The sequence below is a fragment of the Shewanella sp. Koi 1 genome, assembly GCF_052907445.1.
Map to the genome: position 1 here is coordinate 113,267 of NZ_JBREJM010000001.1, position 17,322 is coordinate 130,588.

The following is a 17,322-nucleotide window of genomic DNA, read 5'->3' on the forward strand; positions in this document are numbered from 1 at the left end:
TTAAGGAAGCTAAAGAAATCTGAAATTGGTTAAATATTACTACGTAAGCGGGGTACGAAAAAGCGCTTTACCTAGATTAAGGTCATCGAATGGCTATTTCAGCGAATTCTGTGAGCGCCAAGAGAAGCGAGATGGCGCAAGGGCTGAGCTGTGTTCTAGAACTGTGACTAAACTGCTGCAATCTGCCAAGGCAATGGGTATACTCTGTGCCCTTATCGAATTTTTCGCCATTTATACGGGCTGTAACCATGCAAGAATATATCGAATTTTTTAAGGCTCACACTATGCTAAGTCTGGCTTGGGTGGGTTTGTTTGTAATGCTTGTGGTCAGTGTGATCAAATCGAGCTTTTCAAAAATCAAAAATGTTACTCATCAAGAACTCACTATTATGGTGAACCGACAAGACGCCAAAGTCGTGGATGTGCGTTCTAATGACGAATTCCGCAAGGGCCATATTGTTGATGCAGTTAACGTTACGCTCGCGGATATCAAAAATAATCAGGTTTCTGCCCTTGAAAAGTTTAAAGGTAGTCCCATTATACTGGTATGCAATGCTGGCATGACCTCGTCTCAAGCGGCTCAGCTTTTAAGTAAACAAGGTTTTGAAAACCTGTATAACTTGAAAGGTGGTATGGGTGAATGGCAGGCAGCGAATATGCCTGTTTCAAAAAGCAAAAGATAAGTTGTCGGCGGCAGTTATGCGCTGTGCAGCATAGTTAATTGATTGTGCAGCAGTAGCGTCATCATTGTTTGGCATACTAATCCTGCAGTCACTAAGGGCTTTATTAAGTGTTTAGATTGACTTCACAAGTACCCGTTAAGGGAAAGTAGGGACGGTACTGAGATCTAATACAGGCCTCGTAATAAGCCCGAGCTAAATTGACAAAAAGCCAGCCACAAAAGTGCTGGCATAACATTGATAGGATAGGTAGGAAATTATGGCTGAAGTAGCAAACAACGAACAACAAGCCCCACAATTCAACATCCAACGTGTTTACACTAAAGATGTTTCTTTCGAAACACCTAACAGCCCAGCTGTATTCCAAAAAGAATGGAATCCAGAAGTTAAGTTAGATTTAGACACTCGCAGCGCTAAATTAGCTGATGACGTATACGAAGTAGTTCTGTCTTTGACTGTGACTGCACAAAACGCTGGCGAAACTGCATTCCTGTGTGAAGTACAACAAGCGGGTATCTTCTCAATCGCAGGTCTGACTGAGCCACAACTGGCTCACTCATTAGGCGCATACTGCCCTAACATCCTATTCCCATATGCGCGTGAAGCTGTAGGTAGCTTAGTGGGTCGTGGTACTTTCCCACAACTGAACTTAGCACCAGTAAACTTCGACGCGCTGTTCGCACAATACGTGCAACAACGTCAAGCCGCAGCAGCTGCACCCGCAGCCGAAGAAGCTAACGCTTAATTACATGAAAAACTCTGCCGATATCACGGTGTTAGGGGCGGGCTCTTATGGCACCGCCCTTGCCATCTCTTTAGCCAGCAATGGTCATAAGACCTTGTTGTGGGGGCACGATCCTGCCCATATGCAGACGCTCGCTCAGGATAAATGCAACCAAGCGTTCTTGCCGGGTATTGCCTTTCCTGAGTGTTTACATATCGAAGCCGACTTAGCCAAAGCTTTAGCGGCCAGCAATAATGTGCTGATTGTCGTACCTAGCCATGTGTTTGGCTCGGTATTGGCCCAAGCGAAACCTTTGTTACGCCAAGATGCTCGCATCGTATGGGCAACCAAAGGACTCGAGCCTGAAACCGGACGTTTGCTGCAAGATGTGGCCCGTGATGTGTTAGGCGAGCAATATCCGCTGGCGGTATTGTCAGGACCGACGTTCGCGAAGGAATTAGCCATGGGATTACCTACGGCGATTTCGGTTGCGGGCACCTGTCCAAAATTTACCGCTGAGCTAGTGGAATTGCTGCACAGCCCTAAACGCTTACGTGTTTACGCTAACGACGACTTTATCGGCCTGCAATTAGGCGGCGCGGTGAAGAACGTTATCGCCATTGGCGCGGGGATGTCCGACGGTATTGGCTTTGGTGCTAATGCCAGAACGGCGTTAATCACCCGTGGTTTAGTCGAGTTAACCCGCTTAGGCGAAGCCTTAGGCGCCAGTACTGCCACTTTTATGGGGATGGCTGGATTAGGCGACCTAGTGTTAACTTGTACCGACAACCAATCCCGTAACCGCCGCTTTGGTTTAGCCTTAGGTAAAGGCTGCGATGTGGATACCGCCCAGGCAGAAATTGGCCAAGTGGTTGAAGGTTATCGTAATACTAAAGAAGTGTTTACCCTAGCGAAGCGCATGGGCGTCGAAATGCCGATCACCGAGCAAATCTACCAAGTGTTATACCAAGGCAAAGCGCCCTTGGATGCCGCCAAAGAACTGCTCAGCAGAGAAAAGAAATCAGAAACGCCAGCGCAATAAAGCGCGAGTCGTGATGATGCTGAATAAAATAAAGGGTGCTAAAATAGCGCCCTTTTTTATGTCCGATCGCTATCGCCTTAATGTACTGGCAGCAGTCTGAATTGGCTGTATCCATTTAGGCTGGATGCTAAATGCGGAATATCTACCCCAATATCGAAGACCAATACCGTAACCAAGTCTTTGAACTATTTGGGATGATGGGCAATCGCCAAATTAATTTATCGACTGGAGTATAAGTGTGAAACATCATGATGTAATTGTTATCGGAGCCGGCGCCGCAGGATTAATGTGTGCTGCAACAGCGGGTTACCGAGGTCGTGATGTACTGGTACTCGATAATGCCAAGCAGGCTGGGCGTAAAATCCTTATCAGCGGTGGCGGCCGTTGTAACTTTACCAACCTGAAAGTCGAACCCGCCAACTTTATCTGTGGCAACCCGCACTTTGTCAAATCCGCATTGGCGCGTTATCCGTCGCAGCAGTTTATCGAACTGGTTGAGCGCCACGGCATTGAATACCACGAGCGCGACCATGGCCAGCTGTTTTGTAATGACTCGGCCAAAGAGATAGTTACTATGCTGCTGACCGAATGTGAATGGGCTGGCGTGAGCATTAAACTTCGTACCGATATTCTGGCTGTGAGCAAAACCGAGGCAGGCCGCTTTGAGCTAAACACCTCAAATGGCGAGTTAAGTTGCGACTCCTTAGTGATCGCCACCGGTGGTTTATCAATGCCAAAACTCGGCGCCACACCCTACGGCTATCAATTGGCCGAGCAGTTTGGGCTTAAGGTGTTGCCAACTCACGCGGGTCTGGTGCCTTTTACTTGGCACAGCGAAGATAAAATTCGCTTCGAACCGTTGTCGGGCATTGCCGTACCGAGCCGCATTACCGCCAAAGATGGTACCGCCTTTAGCGAAGCTTTGCTATTTACCCACAGAGGCTTATCTGGTCCCGCTATTTTGCAGATTTCCAACTATTGGAAAGCGGGCGAAACCATAGAAATCAACCTATTACCCAATATGGATGTCGCGCAGGCCTTAGAGCAACAACTGGCCACACATCCTAAACAGAGTCTGCGTAATACCTTAAGTCAGTGGTTACCTAAGCGGCTGGTGGAAGTGTTATTCGATGAAGCTTTACTCAACAAAGCCTTAAATCAGCTGGTTCATGCAGAGCGCGCCAAGTTAGTCGACGATTTGCACCGCTGGACAGTCTTAATGAATGGCACCGAAGGCTATCGCACCGCCGAAGTCACTCTCGGCGGCGTGGATACCCATGAACTGTCTTCCAAAACTATGGAAGCCATAAAAGTCCCCGGCCTGTTTTTTATCGGCGAAGTGATGGATGTCAGCGGTTGGTTAGGCGGGTTTAACTTCCAATGGGCCTGGGCATCTGGTGTGGCAGCTGGACAAGCGGTTTAGTCTGTTTGGGAACAATAAAGTTTGAAGAAATATTTAGAAAAATTAAATGAACTAGAAATCGCTTGTGATAACAATTTTAAGGATGACTCAGATGAACATTGGGTTGATGAAGAATACGTCCGTATAAGAGTTGATGCTCTCAAGTTGCTAAGTAGCGCAAGCAAAGAGTTAGAAGTAAATGAACTCACTAGTTTTAGATTGAAAATAGTACAGTTCTTTTGTGCCAATATGGGATGTCATTTAGATATTAAAGTGCTTGAATCTGAAGATGCTGAAGTACTGTCGCAAAATGAGATCGAATTTATATTGGGAAATTCTCAGTTAGCGCGGTGGAATACGTAAATTTAGGTTTGTTTTCTGCACATAACAATTCAAGGCAGTTGGCGTTGTATACATTGTCACTTTTTCCTCAGTGACACGCCGCCCTTTTATTTTACAAGAAGTATCCCTATAGGCTCGACGGCGGCATCTGCAATACATGGAACTGTAAATGCCGCCAACGGACACTGTTGCAACAATGGCAATTTTAACGATCATTGAACTGTTCATCTGGCTAAAGGCTTTTGCCCCATTCTTTGTTTCGGCTCGTTAGATCAACCGAAAGTTCCTACACCTGTAGCCATACAAACTCTTATCTAGTTACCTATGTTTTGCCCTACCATAAATCGACTAACAATGTATGGGTATACAGTCATATTTAAATTTAGGTGTTTTGGTATGATTTTTAGACAAAATCAGTGCGCACTAATTCCATCCGCAATAAATAAAACTCTATAAAATCAGGTGAATATAGTAACTGAATTTTAGTTAATAGGTTTGGAAAACGCGCATGCGCGTTTTTCCAGATGGTACATTAGGCAAAAAGCTGATAAGTTCTTTGTATACAGATAGTTAACTGTGCGCGTTTTCACTGGTCTAACATGATAAACGCGCATGCGCACGAATAAAATGTTATATTTACATAAGATTTAGAGCACTATGAAAGAAAAAGAATTTAATGAGTTGGTAATTGATTATTGCAAGTCATTAGTAGAAGAATATTTTACAAACAATGAAGATAGTCACGATATAGTAGTTGGTTCTTACCACATCTATACTGGGTCTATGCCATGGTGGAATGAATCAAGAAATTGGAAATGGGAAACGTATAAAAGGCAAATTGATGTCGTTATCGGAATTAATGCTCAAATAGAAAATAAAAAGTATATCGTTCCGCTAGTAACGATTGAACTAAAATCTGGCTTAATACTTAATACAGATGAGTTGGATAAAAAATCAGCAATTTATGGCGGGTTAAAAGAAGTTTACCCGTGGGTCCATACTATTTTTCTACATAGTGACATTTCAGAACGAAATATGGGCATGGAATATATCATGAGAAATGCACGTCAATTTGACTCTATTTATACAGAATGGAATGATAAAACTAAGGCCTTGCTTCAGAAGATAATAAGTTATCAACTTGATTACACCTTAGACTATTGGGAATTGTAAATATAACAAGGCGCTCAAGATGGACTAACAAACGTTCAGCATTTTGGGCTCATTTAAATTGTATTAGTTCAGACTAGATCTGACACATCATCTTGAAAAGATGAGAGTTACCCGTTTTGATAAAGGTGTCGAAACTTAATCAAAGCAAAAAGGTAACTCTCATGCTTCATACTAACAATCCCATCATTAAACACAAAGCTGGTTTACTCAATCTCGCTGAAGAATTGGGAAACGTGTCTAGAGCTTGTAAAGTCATGGGGCTTTCCCGTGATACTTTCTATCGCTATCAAGAGCTGGTTGAAAACGGCGGTGTTGAGTCGTTGATTAATCAGTCCAGAAGAACACCTAACCTCAAGAATCGTGTTGATGATGTAACTGAAAATGCCGTCTTAACACATGCTATCGCATTTCCTGCCCATGGGCAGTCTCGCTCTAGTAACGAGCTTCGAAAACAAGGGATATTTGTCTCCGCCAGTGGCGTGCGCTCCATTTGGTTACGGCATGGCTTAGAGAACTTCAAAAAGCGATTAAAAGCCCTCGAAGCCAAAGTCGAGCTAGAAGGGATAATCCTTTCGGATGAACAAGTTGCCGCCCTTGAGCGTAAGCAGCAAGACGATGAAGCATGTGGTGAAATTGAAACGCATCATCCAGGTTATCTCGGCTCACAAGATACCTTTTACGTTGGTAGTCTTAAGGGCGTAGGCAGGATTTATCAGCAAACCTTTGTCGATACTTACAGCAAAGTTGCTTTCGCGAAACTGTATACCACGAAAACCCCAATCACCTCGGCCGATTTACTCAACGACAGAGTATTACCGTTCTTTGAAACACAGGCGCTGCCCATGTTGCGCATTTTAACTGACAGAGGAACCGAATACTGTGGCAAAGTGGAACAGCACGACTATCAGCTGTATTTAGCAATTAACGATATAGAACACACTAAGACGAAGGCGCGACACCCGCAAACGAATGGGATCTGCGAACGGTTCCATAAAACTATTTTGAATGAGTTTTATCAGGTTACTTTCCGAAAAAAACTGTACGCTAACATGGAGGAACTACAAAAAGATCTGGACGAATGGCTGGCTTATTACAACAATGAACGAACCCATCAAGGTAAAATGTGCTGCGGCAGAACACCACTGGCCACATTAATAGATGGGAAACGGTTTTGGGCTGAAAAGAATTTAGCTCAAATCTAAGCTGACAGTAGCACCCTAAAAAATGGGTAACTGTCAGATCAGGTCTGAGCTAGTACATTTAAATTTATTGTTTACGGTGGTCAGTTGAGTTGAGTGCCAAGTTTGTTAGCCACTTAGCTTATCGTTAGCCCATAGATATTCTTATCCAAAACAGACACGTTCGAGTTAAGGCTTTAACTCGAAAATGTCCCATAAACGAGTCGCATATCTTCTTTAAAACAAATAGGCTACACCGATGTTAAACAGAAGAGTCATGGTGATTAGCGAGACGACCGTCCGCCCCATGGCCGCTCTTTGGCATCCATGCCATCGTGGCATTCGTGAATCCATTCACATCAGACGGGTGGACTTGAACAACATCCGTGATTAACGGCCAGTTCGCCTTCCATGGCTCTCGTTCATAAGCTTAGAAACCTAAGGTTTCTATTCACCGCGTCGTCGAGCAAATGCCATGGCTCACCTATCAGTCAGCGTTTAAAGAGCTCAGTTCCAAATTTGACCCTCTTCATCAGTCCTACCAAATCCATGCTTTACACTCTTTTTGTCCGTAAATGAGCGAGTGAATCCATCCGTTCTAGACGGACTCACACAAATCGATTATCGCAATGGCTCTGTGTGACAAACCTCTGATGGTCTGTCAATTTGATGTATCACCCACCAATCAATCCTTAGCCAATTGCTAATTTGGTTTCTGCATAGCGCAGCTTTTTTACCCTTGGGTTGGCAAGGAAGTAGGCCAGCATCAGTGGGCCGAGGCGCCCCATAAACATCATAAAGATAATAATTCCTTGGCCTGCACTGGATAAATTGCCTGTTAATCCGCGGGATAGCCCAACTGTGCCGAGGGCGGATACGGCTTCGAAGGCGATATCCATAATTGGGGCTTTTTCGGTAAGCACGAGGGCGAATATTGCCAGCCAAGTGACGCCGATGGAGATCATCGTCAGGGCGAGTGCCTTGCTAATGGTATCTTTGGGGATTTCCCGCTTAAACACATACACTGCTTCATCGCGGCGTAAATAGCCGTAGGTGGCGAGAATAAGCACCATAAAGGTCACGACCTTAATGCCGCTGGCGGTGCTGAGGGAACCGCCGCCGATAAACATCAGCACTAAAATCAATAGGGTGGAACCATCCTCGAGTTGGTCTATGGGTAGGGTGTTAAAGCCTGCGGTGCGCGGGGTTACGGCTTGAAACCAAGAGGCTAACCATTTGCCGAGTTCGCTTAAGGGCGCGAGGGTGTTGGGGTTATTGTACTCAATCAGGTAAATGGCTATCACGGCTACGGCATTGATCAGTATGGTGCCGGTAATCATCATGCGGCTGTAGACGGTGAGTTTAGCCCAACGTTTATTGCGCTTGAGGTCAATCCACACCGAAAACCCAAGGCCGCCCACAATAAATAAACCCGTAATAGTGAGGTTAACGACTGGGTCGGCCACATAGGGGATTAAACTATCTGGGCTTAGGGCAAAACCCGCGTTATTAAAGGCGCTAACGGTATAAAAGAAGCCATGAAACAGGCTGGTTTGCCAGCCAAGCTCGCCGCTCCAGTAGACGGATAAAATCAGCATACCCACGGCTTCAACCAATAGTGAAAACACCAGCACTGCCTTAGCAGTCGAGACTAAGGTGGAGGTATCGGTTTGATTAAACGCTTCTTTCGCCACTGTTTGCTGCAAGAAACCTATCTTACCGCCCAGCGCTATTAGCGTGACTATGGCAAAGGTCATCAAGCCTAGGCCGCCGCATTGAATTAACAGCGCGATAATCACTTGGCCAAAGGGCGTGAACACACTGCCTGTATCGACGACCACAAGCCCTGTGACCGTCACCGCCGAGGTCACGGTAAAGAGGCTTTGCAGCCAAGTAATGGGCGACTCGGTGGCGATGGGCAGTTTAAGCAAGCAAGTGCCAACTAAGATCAGCAGAGCAAAACTGACACTTAAGATAAAAGGCGGCGCGCCAAAGAGTTTTTTACCGCTTTTAGGTGTGTGCTCTAGGGTGAGCGAAGGGTGCCATTGAACCACGTTACACCAACCTTGGTGCGAGCTGTTTTAACTCGGCACGGCTACCGCAGAGGAATAGGGCATCCTCTGTGTGCAGGCTAAAGTCGCTATCAATCTTGCTAAATACGTTGTGCTCACGCTTAACCATCAGCGCCGCTACCTTGCCCTTAGGGTTGCGTGGGACATTGGTTTGCTCATCGGCGATGTGTTCATGCAAGCTCCCGAGCAGTTGGCCAACAGTGGTGTGATGCAACTGGGCTTTAATATGAATTTCAACAATATAAAGCCCATCGCCGATGGCGAGAAAGTTATTCACCATAGGATAGTTAAGCGACTGGGCGACGCGGCTCCCCATTTCTTCCTCGGGATGAATAATGCGGGCAACGCCGAGTTTCGACACTATGGTGTGGTGCGCCTTGGTGCTGGCCTTGACCCAAATCGTCTGCACGCCGAGGTTTTTCAGTGCCAGCGTGCACAGCAGGCTAGACTGCATATCCTCACCGATAGCGACCAGCACGGCCTCGCAGTTGGTCAGATCGAGTTCCCGCAGCGAAGCCTCATCGGTGCAGTCGCAAATCACCGCTTCTGTAAGACTTTCTACATATTTTTCAACGATTTTTTGGTCGCTATCGACACCGGTAACCGTGTGGCCTAAGTGGATGAGTTCGAGGCTCGCGGCAACGCCGAAGCGGCCTAATCCGATGACAGTAAAATGTGCCATTTCATATCCTTTTGTGATTGAGCTAAAGAGTGAGGCGAGTTGGCCTAGGGCGGGCCGAGGTCGGTGAGTCGATACCCTAAGCCGGGCTCGGTTTTGATCAGTTGTTGTTCGTCGCTGTCGTTGAGCTTTTTACGCAGTTGGCGGACTAGAATCCGTAGATAGTGGCTATCTTCTTGGTGAGTCTCACCCCAAATATTGCGCAGCAGTTCGCTCTGTTTCAGTAATTGCCCCGGGTGGGACATGAGTTGGGCGAGCAGGGCAAATTCCTTTTTGGTAAGCGCCACTTCCTGTTGATTGAGCCAGCATTGATGGCTGCTCTTTTGTAGGGTGAGCGGGCCAAATTGCAGCATATCGATAGTGCTTGAGGTATCCACAAGGTCACGGACTAATACCTTGATACGCACGATTAATTCCCTGATGCCAAAGGGCTTACTCAGATAATCGTTAGCACCAGCCTCGAGCAGACGGATTTTTTCTTCCTCCTGATCGCGAGCGGTGAGCACCAGCACTGGGGTCTTATCCTGCTGGCGCAGCCCATGGAGCAATTCGATACCATCGCCATCGGGCAGGCCGAGGTCGAGCACGATAAGGTGCGGCTGGTGGCTTTGGTATTGTTTGAGCGCCGTGGCTATGCTGGTGGCACTTAAGTATTCAAAGCCTTCCGCCTCGAGTGAGATCCGCATAAAGGTATGGATTTGCGGCTCATCATCCACCACTAATACCTTATAAGCCATTTATGCCGCCTCCGTGGTTATGGGTAAAGCGATGCGGATCAGACTGCCTTGGGCGACACTTTCGGCGCCGATGCTACCCCTGTGGGCGGTAATAATCCCTTTGGCGACCGCAAGGCCTAATCCCGCACCGCCATCGGTCGAGGGATGTTGCCGATAGAACAGCTCGAAAATGGCCTCGGCGTCGGCTGGCGCTATGCCTTGTCCTAAGTCTTGAATATCGATGCGCAGCATCTGTTGGTGGCGGTACAGATTTACCGTAACAGGCAGTTCTGCGGGCGAGTAGCGCAGGGCATTGTCGAGCACATTAAAAATCGCCTGTTCAATCAGAGAGCTGCAAATCATTAATGGCGGTAGCTCTGGCTCACTGTGAATTTGGATCCTAGGTTGCGCGGTTTGAAAGCGGGCAATAGTGCGCTGTAACACTTCGCGTAGATTGGCTTCATCTAGGCTAAATTTGAGTGCGCCATGTTGTAACTTGGTCGCCTGAAGAAGGTTTTCGATATATTGGTGCAGGCGATGACTCTCGGCGGCGGCCGAGTCGATAAGCTCCTCGTTTTGCTCTGGGCTGAGTTTAGCTTGGTATTCCTTCAGCGTGGTTAAGGTGCCGATAATGGTCGCAAGCGGCGTGCGTAAATCGTGGGAGACAGAGAGCAAGATGCTATTTCTGAGCTGCGCCTGTTCGAGTGCCTGCTGCTGGCGGCGATAATGTTCGGCTAACTTGCTGCTAGTGAGGGCGACTAGCAAAAACACGCTTAGATTGACTATGTCTTCGACGTTGAACATCTGCAACGAATAGCGCGGCGTGGTAAATAAAAAATTGAAACTTACAGCGCCAAACACGGCCACAAAATAGGCGTAGTTGGCGCTGCATTGCAGGGCCACGGCGACCACGGCTAATTGCAGGATAAGCAGTACGGCAATGGCCGAGCCTGAAAAGTGATCAATCAAATAGCTAGTGAGCAGAGCAATCACTAACAACATGGCGGTAAATAATGCGGGATGCGTGCGCCAGTATTGGTTGATGGAGGCTGTGTTTGCAAAAGTCATAACGGCTAAGGCGTTGCTGAAGTTAAGGCTACTCTAGCAAAGGCCTGTGGGGATAGCGCGTAAAAAATCCGTAAAATTTTCTGGGGCTTGGCTTGTGGATCTTGTCTGGCATTTACATCAGATAGGCGGTTCTACTCACCAACTTGCATTAGATAGTGGCTGCAAATACCTCCATTAGGCGAGGTAATCTAGCTCGATTACCTCGCGCTAACGCATGAACGGCTTGGGTTACCAAGGGATGGGCGGCGGCATTAAGCGTTTGCCGTTATAACCCGGCACAGTGGCAAAACGTGGGGACTTGGCCTCCCAATCGGCTTGGGCGCTGGCGATATCTTCCTTGCTGTGGCCGACAAAATTCCACCAAATACTGACGGTGTCGGCGAGGGGCGCGCCGCCAATCAGCAGTAAACGTGCGCCAGGGTGAAGGTCGAGCGTCACACTCTCGCGCAGCATGCCAAGGTAAGCGAGGTTATTGTTATCAAAGGCCTCGTCGTCGATATCGAATCTGCCTTCGAGTGGCATTAGGCCATATTCAAATCGCGGATCCAGCCTGAGCGTCAGTTGAGTGGCTTCTGCGGGGAAGATATCGAGCGCGACGATTGGTGAAAAGTGCAGCGTGGGCGCTTGTTTATCCTTCCACGAGCCAATCAATAGGGTGAATTCGACGCCCGCCTCCTGCCAAGTGGGCAGCTGGGGATAATGGTCGAATCTAGGGGCCGTGTCTTTGTGTTCCAGCGGCAGCGCAATCCATAGCTGCACCGCATGCATAGTGCGATGACCTTCGACGGACTCTTCGGTGTGGGCTATGCCATGGCCCGCGGTCATCAGGTTTACTTGCCTCGGGCGGATCACTTGGGCGCTACCTAGGCTGTCCCTGTGCATGATTTCCCCCTCCAGCATCCAAGTGAAGGTTTGAAGGCCGATATGGGGATGCTCGCCCACATTCATTAAGGGGCCGTCGGTGACTGGGCCAATATGATCCAGAAAACACCAAGGTCCTATGAGTCGACGCGGTTTTTGCGGAATCGCCCGCGCCACAGGTATCCCGCCCACATCACTGATTTTGGGGGCAATCTGCTGGATTTGGATCCGCCCATCTTCGACAGGGCATTCCCTTGGGCCGCCGTAAAATGGCGACGTTTGCATTTGACTCATATCGACTCCTTATCTTCATTTAGACACGGATAGACTTAACATTTATGCTGGTGCAGCGAGGCGTGTTATCGCCCTCAAGGTCTGTTACTCGATGCTCGACCTTAATGACTTTAACGCAATATTGGGAATAAGGGATGTTAACAGACCCTCTTTTTTGGCTGGTGGCGATTCCTGCGGTGTTGATTACTGGGATCTCTAAATCAGGTTTTGCTGGCGGTGTCGGTGGCCTGACCGTGCCCCTGTTAGCGCTGGCCATAAGCCCGGCAACAGCGGCGGCAATCATGTTGCCACTGCTGATTTATATGGATTTTTTAAGTGTTCGCTCCTGGTGGGGCCAACATAATCCTCGCCAATTATGGATCCTTTTACCCGCGTCGATTGTGGGCATAGGCATAGCCTATTGGCTGTTCGACCGCTTAAACGAAGATTACTTACGGGCTATTTTAGGCTGTGTATCCTTAGGGTTTGGTCTTTATGGCTTGGTTTTAGGGGATAAAACCCAAGCAACGCCTTCGCCAATCGTGGGGCGGCTCTGCGGCTTAACCGCAGGTTTTACCAGCTTTGTGGCCCATGCGGGCGGGCCGCCACTCAATGCCTATTTGCTGCCGTTACGCTTGGCCAAGCCAGAGTTTTTAGCCACGGCAGTGGTATTTTTTGCGGTGGTGAATCTGGTTAAGTTGGTGCCCTACAGTCTGCTCGGGCAAATTAACCAAGGTAACATTCTGATTTCGCTATTACTTGCGCCTTTGGCTTGGTTAGGCGTAAAACTGGGGTTGGCTATTCAAGATAAGATCAGCGATAGGTTGTTTAAACGCATCATCTTGATTTTAATGGTGCTGGTGGGTATTCGTTTATTGTGGACGGCGTTATAGTTTTAAGCTTGGGATTAGCTTAGGCTGTTACCATCGGTTTTTTCACGATATTTTCGTTATCGCTTTGATAGCACCCAATATTACGCAAGAATTGCCTGCGATGAGTTTTACGCTAATGAAACGATTACTGATAGTTATCTTGGCCTTAGGTCTTGGCGCCTGTGCGAGCGCGCCAGAACCTAAGCCTGTGGTAAAGCAAGTTGAACCCGTCTCGGTATGGAACGATAGCAATATCGCCGAATTGCATTCCGAATGGCGTGGCGTGCCCTATCGTTTAGGGGGCGCGACCAAGAAAGGCATTGATTGCTCGGCCTTTGTGTCGGTCGCCTATCAAAAAATGCTGGGCATGACTTTGCCGCGCACCGTTGAAGCGCAGCAAGCTCTCGGCAAACCCGTGGCGCGGGATCAACTGCGTAAAGGTGACTTGGTATTTTTCAAAACGGGTTGGAGCACGCACCATGTCGGCATTTATGTGGGCGGGAATAATTTTCTCCATGTCTCGACGAGCCAAGGGGTAAAAATTTCGAGCCTGCTTAATAGTTATTGGGCATCAAAGTATTGGAATGCAAGGCGAATTTAAGCCTTAATCACAGGTGGAGACTCTATGACCCCAGCGCCTGCTTCGTCCCCGCATGAGCCTCTGCCCACCTCGGTTTTTCTGGCGATTTTCTCCGCCGTTTTCTTACCCATGTTTCTGGCGGCGGTCGATCAAACCCTACTCGCTACCGCCACCCCAGCGATAGTGGAAGATCTTGGCGGCCTCAGGCAAGCCTCGTGGATCACTATCGGTTATATGCTGGCGATGGCGGCCAGTGTGCCTATCTACGGCTGGCTAGGGGATAACTTTGGCCGCGCTAAAATCCTGATGATCGCCTTAGTGGTGTTTGCGCTGGGTTCGGTTGTTTCCGCGAGTGCCAGTACGATGGACCATATGATTGCCGGGCGGATACTCCAAGGCCTCGGTGGTGGCGGGCTGATGAGTCTGTCCCAATCCCTGGTGGGGGAATTGGTGCCGATACGGCAAAGGGCACGTTTTCAGGGCTATTTTGCCGCTATGTTTACCCTCGCCAGTGTTGGCGGCCCCGTGATTGGTGGCTTTGTGGTGCATGCCTATTCTTGGCACTGGTTATTTTGGGCGAATATTCCTTTGGTCATGCTGGCGGTTTGGCGACTTAATCGCTTGCATAAACAGAGTGTTAAACCGGTGCGGCAAGGGCGGTTTGACTTACTCGGCGTACTGTTATTTCCCACGATCATCACAGCGCTGCTGTATTGGTTATCTGTGGCGGGGCAAGACTTTGCTTGGCTATCGGCCACAAGCTTAGGCTTTATGGGATTTATCTGTGTGGGCGCCCTTGTTCTGTTGTGGTGGGAGCGTCGGCGTGAGAGTCCTTTCTTACCGCTGGATTTACTCGCCAATAAAGCCATTTATATGCCGCTCTTCACGGCCGCTCTTCACGGCCGCGCTGTTTGCCGCCTGCCTGTTTGCGATGATCTTCTTTTTACCCATTTACTTGCAGGTCGGCCTGCACACCAATCCGGCCAAAACGGGCTTGCTGCTGATGCCAATGACCTTTGGCATTGTCACAGGTTCCACCATCGCTGGCAGACTGTTGAGTCGGGATGTGGCACCTAAATGGTTGCCGACCTTCGGCATGGGCTTGGCCTTTATCGGTTTGCTCTTAATCGGTTTAGTGCCGCCGAATGCGAATTTGATCGGCGCTTTAGGTGTGCTGGTGGGCATTGGCTTAGGGACTGTGATGCCCAGCGTGCAGCTGGTGGTGCAGAGCGTGTCGGGCAAGGCGCGTTTAAGCCAAATCACCGCCATGGTGTCCTTGAGTCGTTCCATGGGCGCGGCAATTGGTACGGCTTTGTTCAGTCTGTTGCTATATGGCTTATTACCGCTCGACGGGGCGCAGGAGGGAATTGCGGCAATAAAGCAGTTACCCATAGAGGTTGTGCATCACGCATTCCAGTGGGGTTTTATCGCGGCGGCTCTGGTGGCACTCAGCTGCGCGATTGTCGGGTATCTCTCGCCCGCAACGCCACTTAAGGATCACGATACTGAGCCGCACCCTAAAGCCGTCAGCTCGGCAGACTAGCTGCTAATACGTGAGCTAAGTCGAGTTGTCGGCGCGCATTTCGCCTTGTTTTTATGCTATTTTAGCCGCAGAGAAATTAGTGGATCCCAAAGTGCTTAGGGGTCGAGTCACAGATTGATGTTTGGAGTGGGATATGAGCAAAGCAAAAATCGGGATTGTTACGGTAAGCGATCGTGCCAGCGCAGGGATTTATGAGGATATCTCGGGCAAGGCCATTATCGACACCCTCAATGATTATCTCACCAGCGAGTGGGAGCCGATTTATCAAGTGATCCCCGACGAGCAGGATGTGATTGAAGCGACTCTGATCAAGATGGCCGATGAGCAGGATTGCTGCTTGATTGTGACCACGGGCGGCACAGGTCCTGCCAAGCGCGATGTCACGCCAGAGGCGACTGAGGCCGTGTGCGAACGCATGATGCCGGGCTTTGGTGAGCTGATGCGCGCTGAGTCGTTAAAGTTTGTACCGACGGCGATTCTCTCGCGCCAAACAGCGGGCTTACGGGGGGATTCATTAATTGTGAACCTGCCGGGCAAGCCAAAATCTATCCGCGAATGTTTAGATGCGGTGTTCCCCGCCATCCCTTACTGCATCGACCTGATGGAAGGGCCGTACCTCGAGTGTAACGAGGCCGTGATTAAGCCTTTTAGACCTAAGGCAAAATAACGCGCCGCACAGCAAGATGACATAAACCCAAGCCTAGCTTGGGTTTTTTATTGGCTTGTTCGGAGTTGGCGGCTTGCTGGTGATCAGCAGCGCCGACACGCCCGTCGCGATAAACAGCACTGGGATAGCCACAAAATGCGCGAAGGCATTGGGCGCAATGCTGAAGTTTAACCAGAGCAAGAGTGTCCAAATGAGGCTGAGTAAGCCAAAGGCCAGCAGGCGTTTAAACTGGCTGAGGGTGCGCTGTGTCATAGTGTCGTCCTGTGTGCTGGAGGTTTAAGCACAGTCTAAAAACTCCCGCATTGGGCTTGAAGTGTCGTTATTGACAATTTTAGAGCGAGTAGTGACATTTTTAGCCAGTGCGCTAGACTCAATACATGATGAGGCTGGCGAGAGCATTGGAATGAAAAGGATCACTATTTTGGCGACGGACAATACGGTTGCCAGCGGGATTATTGGTTTTCTCGATGTGTTTAGTTTCTGCAATACCTATTGGCGGCGAGTCAATCCACAGGCCGAGCAAGACCTGTTTGAGTGCCAAGTGGTCTCGAGTCATGGCGGTGATATCCTAACGAATCAAGGTATTAAAGTGCCTGCCGTTGGGCTTAATACCCCGAGTGATATTCTGCACTCTGATGCGGTGATTTTGGCTTCGGCCATGGTGACTAATAAGAACGAATTCCAAACCTATCTCAATGATTTTGAATCCTTATTCGAACCGTTAAGGCAATTTGCTGCCTCAGGCAAACCATTGGCGGCCTATTGCTCCGGCACTCTGATTTTAGCGGCCACCGGCCTGCTGGACGGACGCGAGGCGACCACCGTCTGGTGGCTGAATGAGATGTTTCAGCGACACTTTGCCAAGGTGAATCTGCGGATGGACAAGCTGGTGGTGTCCGACGGCCATCTGCATACTGCGGGGGCGACGACCTCGAATATGAGCCTCGCCCTGCATTTAGTGCACATTTTGGTGGGTGAGCAGTTAGCAAGCCAGATGGCAAAAATCCTGTTGATTGATCCTAATCGCCAATCCCAACAACCCTTTATGACCATGGATCTGATGACGTCGAGCCATAAGGACGAGGTGATTTGGAATGTGCAGCAATGGATGCAGCATCATTTAACCGAACCGCTGTTACTGGATGATATCGCTGATAAATTTGCTTTAGGTAAGCGCACCCTTATTCGCCGCTTTAAAAAGGCATTAAACGAGACTCCGGCCAGCTATGTGCAGCGTCTGCGGGTGGATGAGGCAAAACGTCTATTGGAAACGACCAGTTTAGGCTTAGAGGAAGTGGTCACCCGTGTGGGTTATGAGGATGTCAGCTCGTTTCGCAAATTATTCATTCAGCTAACGAGCTTAACCCCGAGGGCCTACAGGCAGCGCTTTAATACTCAGCAATATGAGTTTGATAGCGACAACTGCTGCGAGGCTGAACTGCATTAACGG

17 protein-coding genes and 1 pseudogene are annotated in these 17,322 nt (G+C 48.8%); 12 read left to right on the forward strand and 6 right to left on the reverse strand.

Going from position 1 to position 17,322, the window contains the following annotated elements; genetic code table 11:
- Nucleotides 1–248 precede the first annotated feature (248 nt).
- The 7 genes from ACUZ8J_RS00525 (at nucleotide 249) to ACUZ8J_RS00555 (ending at nucleotide 6,565) form a co-directional block, all read left to right on the forward strand.
- A complete protein-coding gene (locus ACUZ8J_RS00525) occupies nucleotides 249–683 on the forward strand; it encodes a rhodanese-like domain-containing protein (protein WP_037414466.1) in 435 nt (144 codons plus the stop codon).
- 256 nt (nucleotides 684–939) lie between these two features.
- Nucleotides 940–1,425, forward strand: coding sequence for a protein-export chaperone SecB (secB, locus tag ACUZ8J_RS00530; RefSeq protein WP_011620882.1), 486 nt, complete (start codon nucleotides 940–942; stop codon nucleotides 1,423–1,425).
- Nucleotides 1,426–1,429: 4 nt separating this feature from the next.
- Nucleotides 1,430–2,446, forward strand: coding sequence for an NAD(P)H-dependent glycerol-3-phosphate dehydrogenase (gene gpsA / locus ACUZ8J_RS00535; RefSeq protein WP_037431152.1), 1,017 nt, complete (start codon nucleotides 1,430–1,432; stop codon nucleotides 2,444–2,446).
- Between the two features lie 238 nt (nucleotides 2,447–2,684).
- Entirely contained in the window at nucleotides 2,685–3,869 is a 1,185-nt protein-coding gene (locus ACUZ8J_RS00540) for an NAD(P)/FAD-dependent oxidoreductase (RefSeq protein WP_446692782.1), read from the forward strand.
- A 21-nt stretch (nucleotides 3,870–3,890) separates the two neighbouring features.
- Nucleotides 3,891–4,211 carry a hypothetical protein gene (locus ACUZ8J_RS00545; protein ID WP_446692783.1) on the forward strand — a complete coding sequence of 107 codons (321 nt, stop codon included), beginning with the start codon at nucleotides 3,891–3,893 and terminating at the stop codon, nucleotides 4,209–4,211.
- 636 nt (nucleotides 4,212–4,847) lie between these two features.
- On the forward strand, nucleotides 4,848–5,363 hold the full coding sequence (locus ACUZ8J_RS00550; RefSeq protein WP_446692784.1) for a hypothetical protein: 516 nt from the start codon (nucleotides 4,848–4,850) through the stop codon (nucleotides 5,361–5,363).
- Nucleotides 5,364–5,524: 161 nt separating this feature from the next.
- Entirely contained in the window at nucleotides 5,525–6,565 is a 1,041-nt protein-coding gene (locus tag ACUZ8J_RS00555; RefSeq protein ID WP_011625997.1) for an IS481-like element ISShes15 family transposase, read from the forward strand.
- Between the two features lie 668 nt (nucleotides 6,566–7,233).
- Here the strand turns inward: ACUZ8J_RS00555 and ACUZ8J_RS00560 are convergent.
- The 5 genes from ACUZ8J_RS00560 to ACUZ8J_RS00580 all read right to left on the reverse strand — a co-directional run bounded on the left by ACUZ8J_RS00560 (nucleotide 7,234) and on the right by ACUZ8J_RS00580 (nucleotide 12,231).
- A complete protein-coding gene (locus ACUZ8J_RS00560) occupies nucleotides 7,234–8,595 on the reverse strand; it encodes a TrkH family potassium uptake protein (RefSeq protein WP_446692785.1) in 1,362 nt (453 codons plus the stop codon).
- A gap of 1 nt (nucleotide 8,596) precedes the next feature.
- Nucleotides 8,597–9,295 carry a potassium channel family protein gene (locus ACUZ8J_RS00565; RefSeq protein WP_446692786.1) on the reverse strand — a complete coding sequence of 233 codons (699 nt, stop codon included), beginning with the start codon at nucleotides 9,293–9,295 and terminating at the stop codon, nucleotides 8,597–8,599.
- Between the two features lie 44 nt (nucleotides 9,296–9,339).
- On the reverse strand, nucleotides 9,340–10,029 hold the full coding sequence (locus ACUZ8J_RS00570) for a response regulator transcription factor (RefSeq protein ID WP_011624700.1): 690 nt from the start codon (nucleotides 10,027–10,029) through the stop codon (nucleotides 9,340–9,342).
- Nucleotides 10,030–11,076, reverse strand: a complete 1,047-nt coding sequence (locus ACUZ8J_RS00575) for a sensor histidine kinase (protein WP_446692787.1) — start codon at nucleotides 11,074–11,076, stop codon at nucleotides 10,030–10,032.
- 228 nt (nucleotides 11,077–11,304) lie between these two features.
- On the reverse strand, nucleotides 11,305–12,231 hold the full coding sequence (locus ACUZ8J_RS00580; RefSeq protein ID WP_446692788.1) for a pirin family protein: 927 nt from the start codon (nucleotides 12,229–12,231) through the stop codon (nucleotides 11,305–11,307).
- A gap of 134 nt (nucleotides 12,232–12,365) precedes the next feature.
- On the opposite strand from ACUZ8J_RS00580, the gene ACUZ8J_RS00585 reads away from it, so the two are divergent.
- From ACUZ8J_RS00585 to mog, 4 genes and pseudogenes are all read left to right on the forward strand, one after another.
- Entirely contained in the window at nucleotides 12,366–13,103 is a 738-nt protein-coding gene (locus ACUZ8J_RS00585; RefSeq protein WP_446692789.1) for a sulfite exporter TauE/SafE family protein, read from the forward strand.
- Nucleotides 13,104–13,218: 115 nt separating this feature from the next.
- On the forward strand, nucleotides 13,219–13,683 hold the full coding sequence (locus tag ACUZ8J_RS00590) for an NlpC/P60 family protein (protein ID WP_446692790.1): 465 nt from the start codon (nucleotides 13,219–13,221) through the stop codon (nucleotides 13,681–13,683).
- A gap of 24 nt (nucleotides 13,684–13,707) precedes the next feature.
- A pseudogene (locus ACUZ8J_RS00595) lies at nucleotides 13,708–15,205 on the forward strand (MFS transporter).
- 133 nt (nucleotides 15,206–15,338) lie between these two features.
- Entirely contained in the window at nucleotides 15,339–15,872 is a 534-nt protein-coding gene (mog, locus tag ACUZ8J_RS00600) for a molybdopterin adenylyltransferase (protein ID WP_446692791.1), read from the forward strand.
- A 33-nt stretch (nucleotides 15,873–15,905) separates the two neighbouring features.
- Here mog and ACUZ8J_RS00605 read toward each other — a convergent pair whose 3' ends face one another.
- Nucleotides 15,906–16,124, reverse strand: a complete 219-nt coding sequence (locus ACUZ8J_RS00605) for a hypothetical protein (RefSeq protein ID WP_086902921.1) — start codon at nucleotides 16,122–16,124, stop codon at nucleotides 15,906–15,908.
- A gap of 151 nt (nucleotides 16,125–16,275) precedes the next feature.
- On the opposite strand from ACUZ8J_RS00605, the gene ACUZ8J_RS00610 reads away from it, so the two are divergent.
- On the forward strand, nucleotides 16,276–17,319 hold the full coding sequence (locus tag ACUZ8J_RS00610) for a GlxA family transcriptional regulator (RefSeq protein WP_446692792.1): 1,044 nt from the start codon (nucleotides 16,276–16,278) through the stop codon (nucleotides 17,317–17,319).
- Nucleotides 17,320–17,322 lie beyond the last annotated feature (3 nt).

Excerpts from the sequence above, each read along its gene's own strand:
- secB (WP_011620882.1), top strand. The coding sequence starts at position 940 with ATGGCTGAAGTAGCAAACAACGAACAACAAGCCCCACAATTCAACATC.
- ACUZ8J_RS00580 (WP_446692788.1), bottom strand. The coding sequence starts at position 12,231 with ATGAGTCAAATGCAAACGTCGCCATTTTACGGCGGCCCAAGGGAATGC.
- mog (WP_446692791.1), top strand. The coding sequence starts at position 15,339 with ATGAGCAAAGCAAAAATCGGGATTGTTACGGTAAGCGATCGTGCCAGC.
- ACUZ8J_RS00590 (WP_446692790.1), top strand. The coding sequence starts at position 13,219 with ATGAAACGATTACTGATAGTTATCTTGGCCTTAGGTCTTGGCGCCTGT.
- ACUZ8J_RS00610 (WP_446692792.1), top strand. The coding sequence starts at position 16,276 with ATGAAAAGGATCACTATTTTGGCGACGGACAATACGGTTGCCAGCGGG.
- ACUZ8J_RS00555 (WP_011625997.1), top strand. The coding sequence starts at position 5,525 with ATGCTTCATACTAACAATCCCATCATTAAACACAAAGCTGGTTTACTC.
- ACUZ8J_RS00525 (WP_037414466.1), top strand. The coding sequence starts at position 249 with ATGCAAGAATATATCGAATTTTTTAAGGCTCACACTATGCTAAGTCTG.
- gpsA (WP_037431152.1), top strand. The coding sequence starts at position 1,430 with ATGAAAAACTCTGCCGATATCACGGTGTTAGGGGCGGGCTCTTATGGC.
- ACUZ8J_RS00575 (WP_446692787.1), bottom strand. The coding sequence starts at position 11,076 with ATGACTTTTGCAAACACAGCCTCCATCAACCAATACTGGCGCACGCAT.
- ACUZ8J_RS00570 (WP_011624700.1), bottom strand. The coding sequence starts at position 10,029 with ATGGCTTATAAGGTATTAGTGGTGGATGATGAGCCGCAAATCCATACC.
- ACUZ8J_RS00550 (WP_446692784.1), top strand. The coding sequence starts at position 4,848 with ATGAAAGAAAAAGAATTTAATGAGTTGGTAATTGATTATTGCAAGTCA.
- ACUZ8J_RS00565 (WP_446692786.1), bottom strand. The coding sequence starts at position 9,295 with ATGGCACATTTTACTGTCATCGGATTAGGCCGCTTCGGCGTTGCCGCG.
- ACUZ8J_RS00605 (WP_086902921.1), bottom strand. The coding sequence starts at position 16,124 with ATGACACAGCGCACCCTCAGCCAGTTTAAACGCCTGCTGGCCTTTGGC.
- ACUZ8J_RS00585 (WP_446692789.1), top strand. The coding sequence starts at position 12,366 with ATGTTAACAGACCCTCTTTTTTGGCTGGTGGCGATTCCTGCGGTGTTG.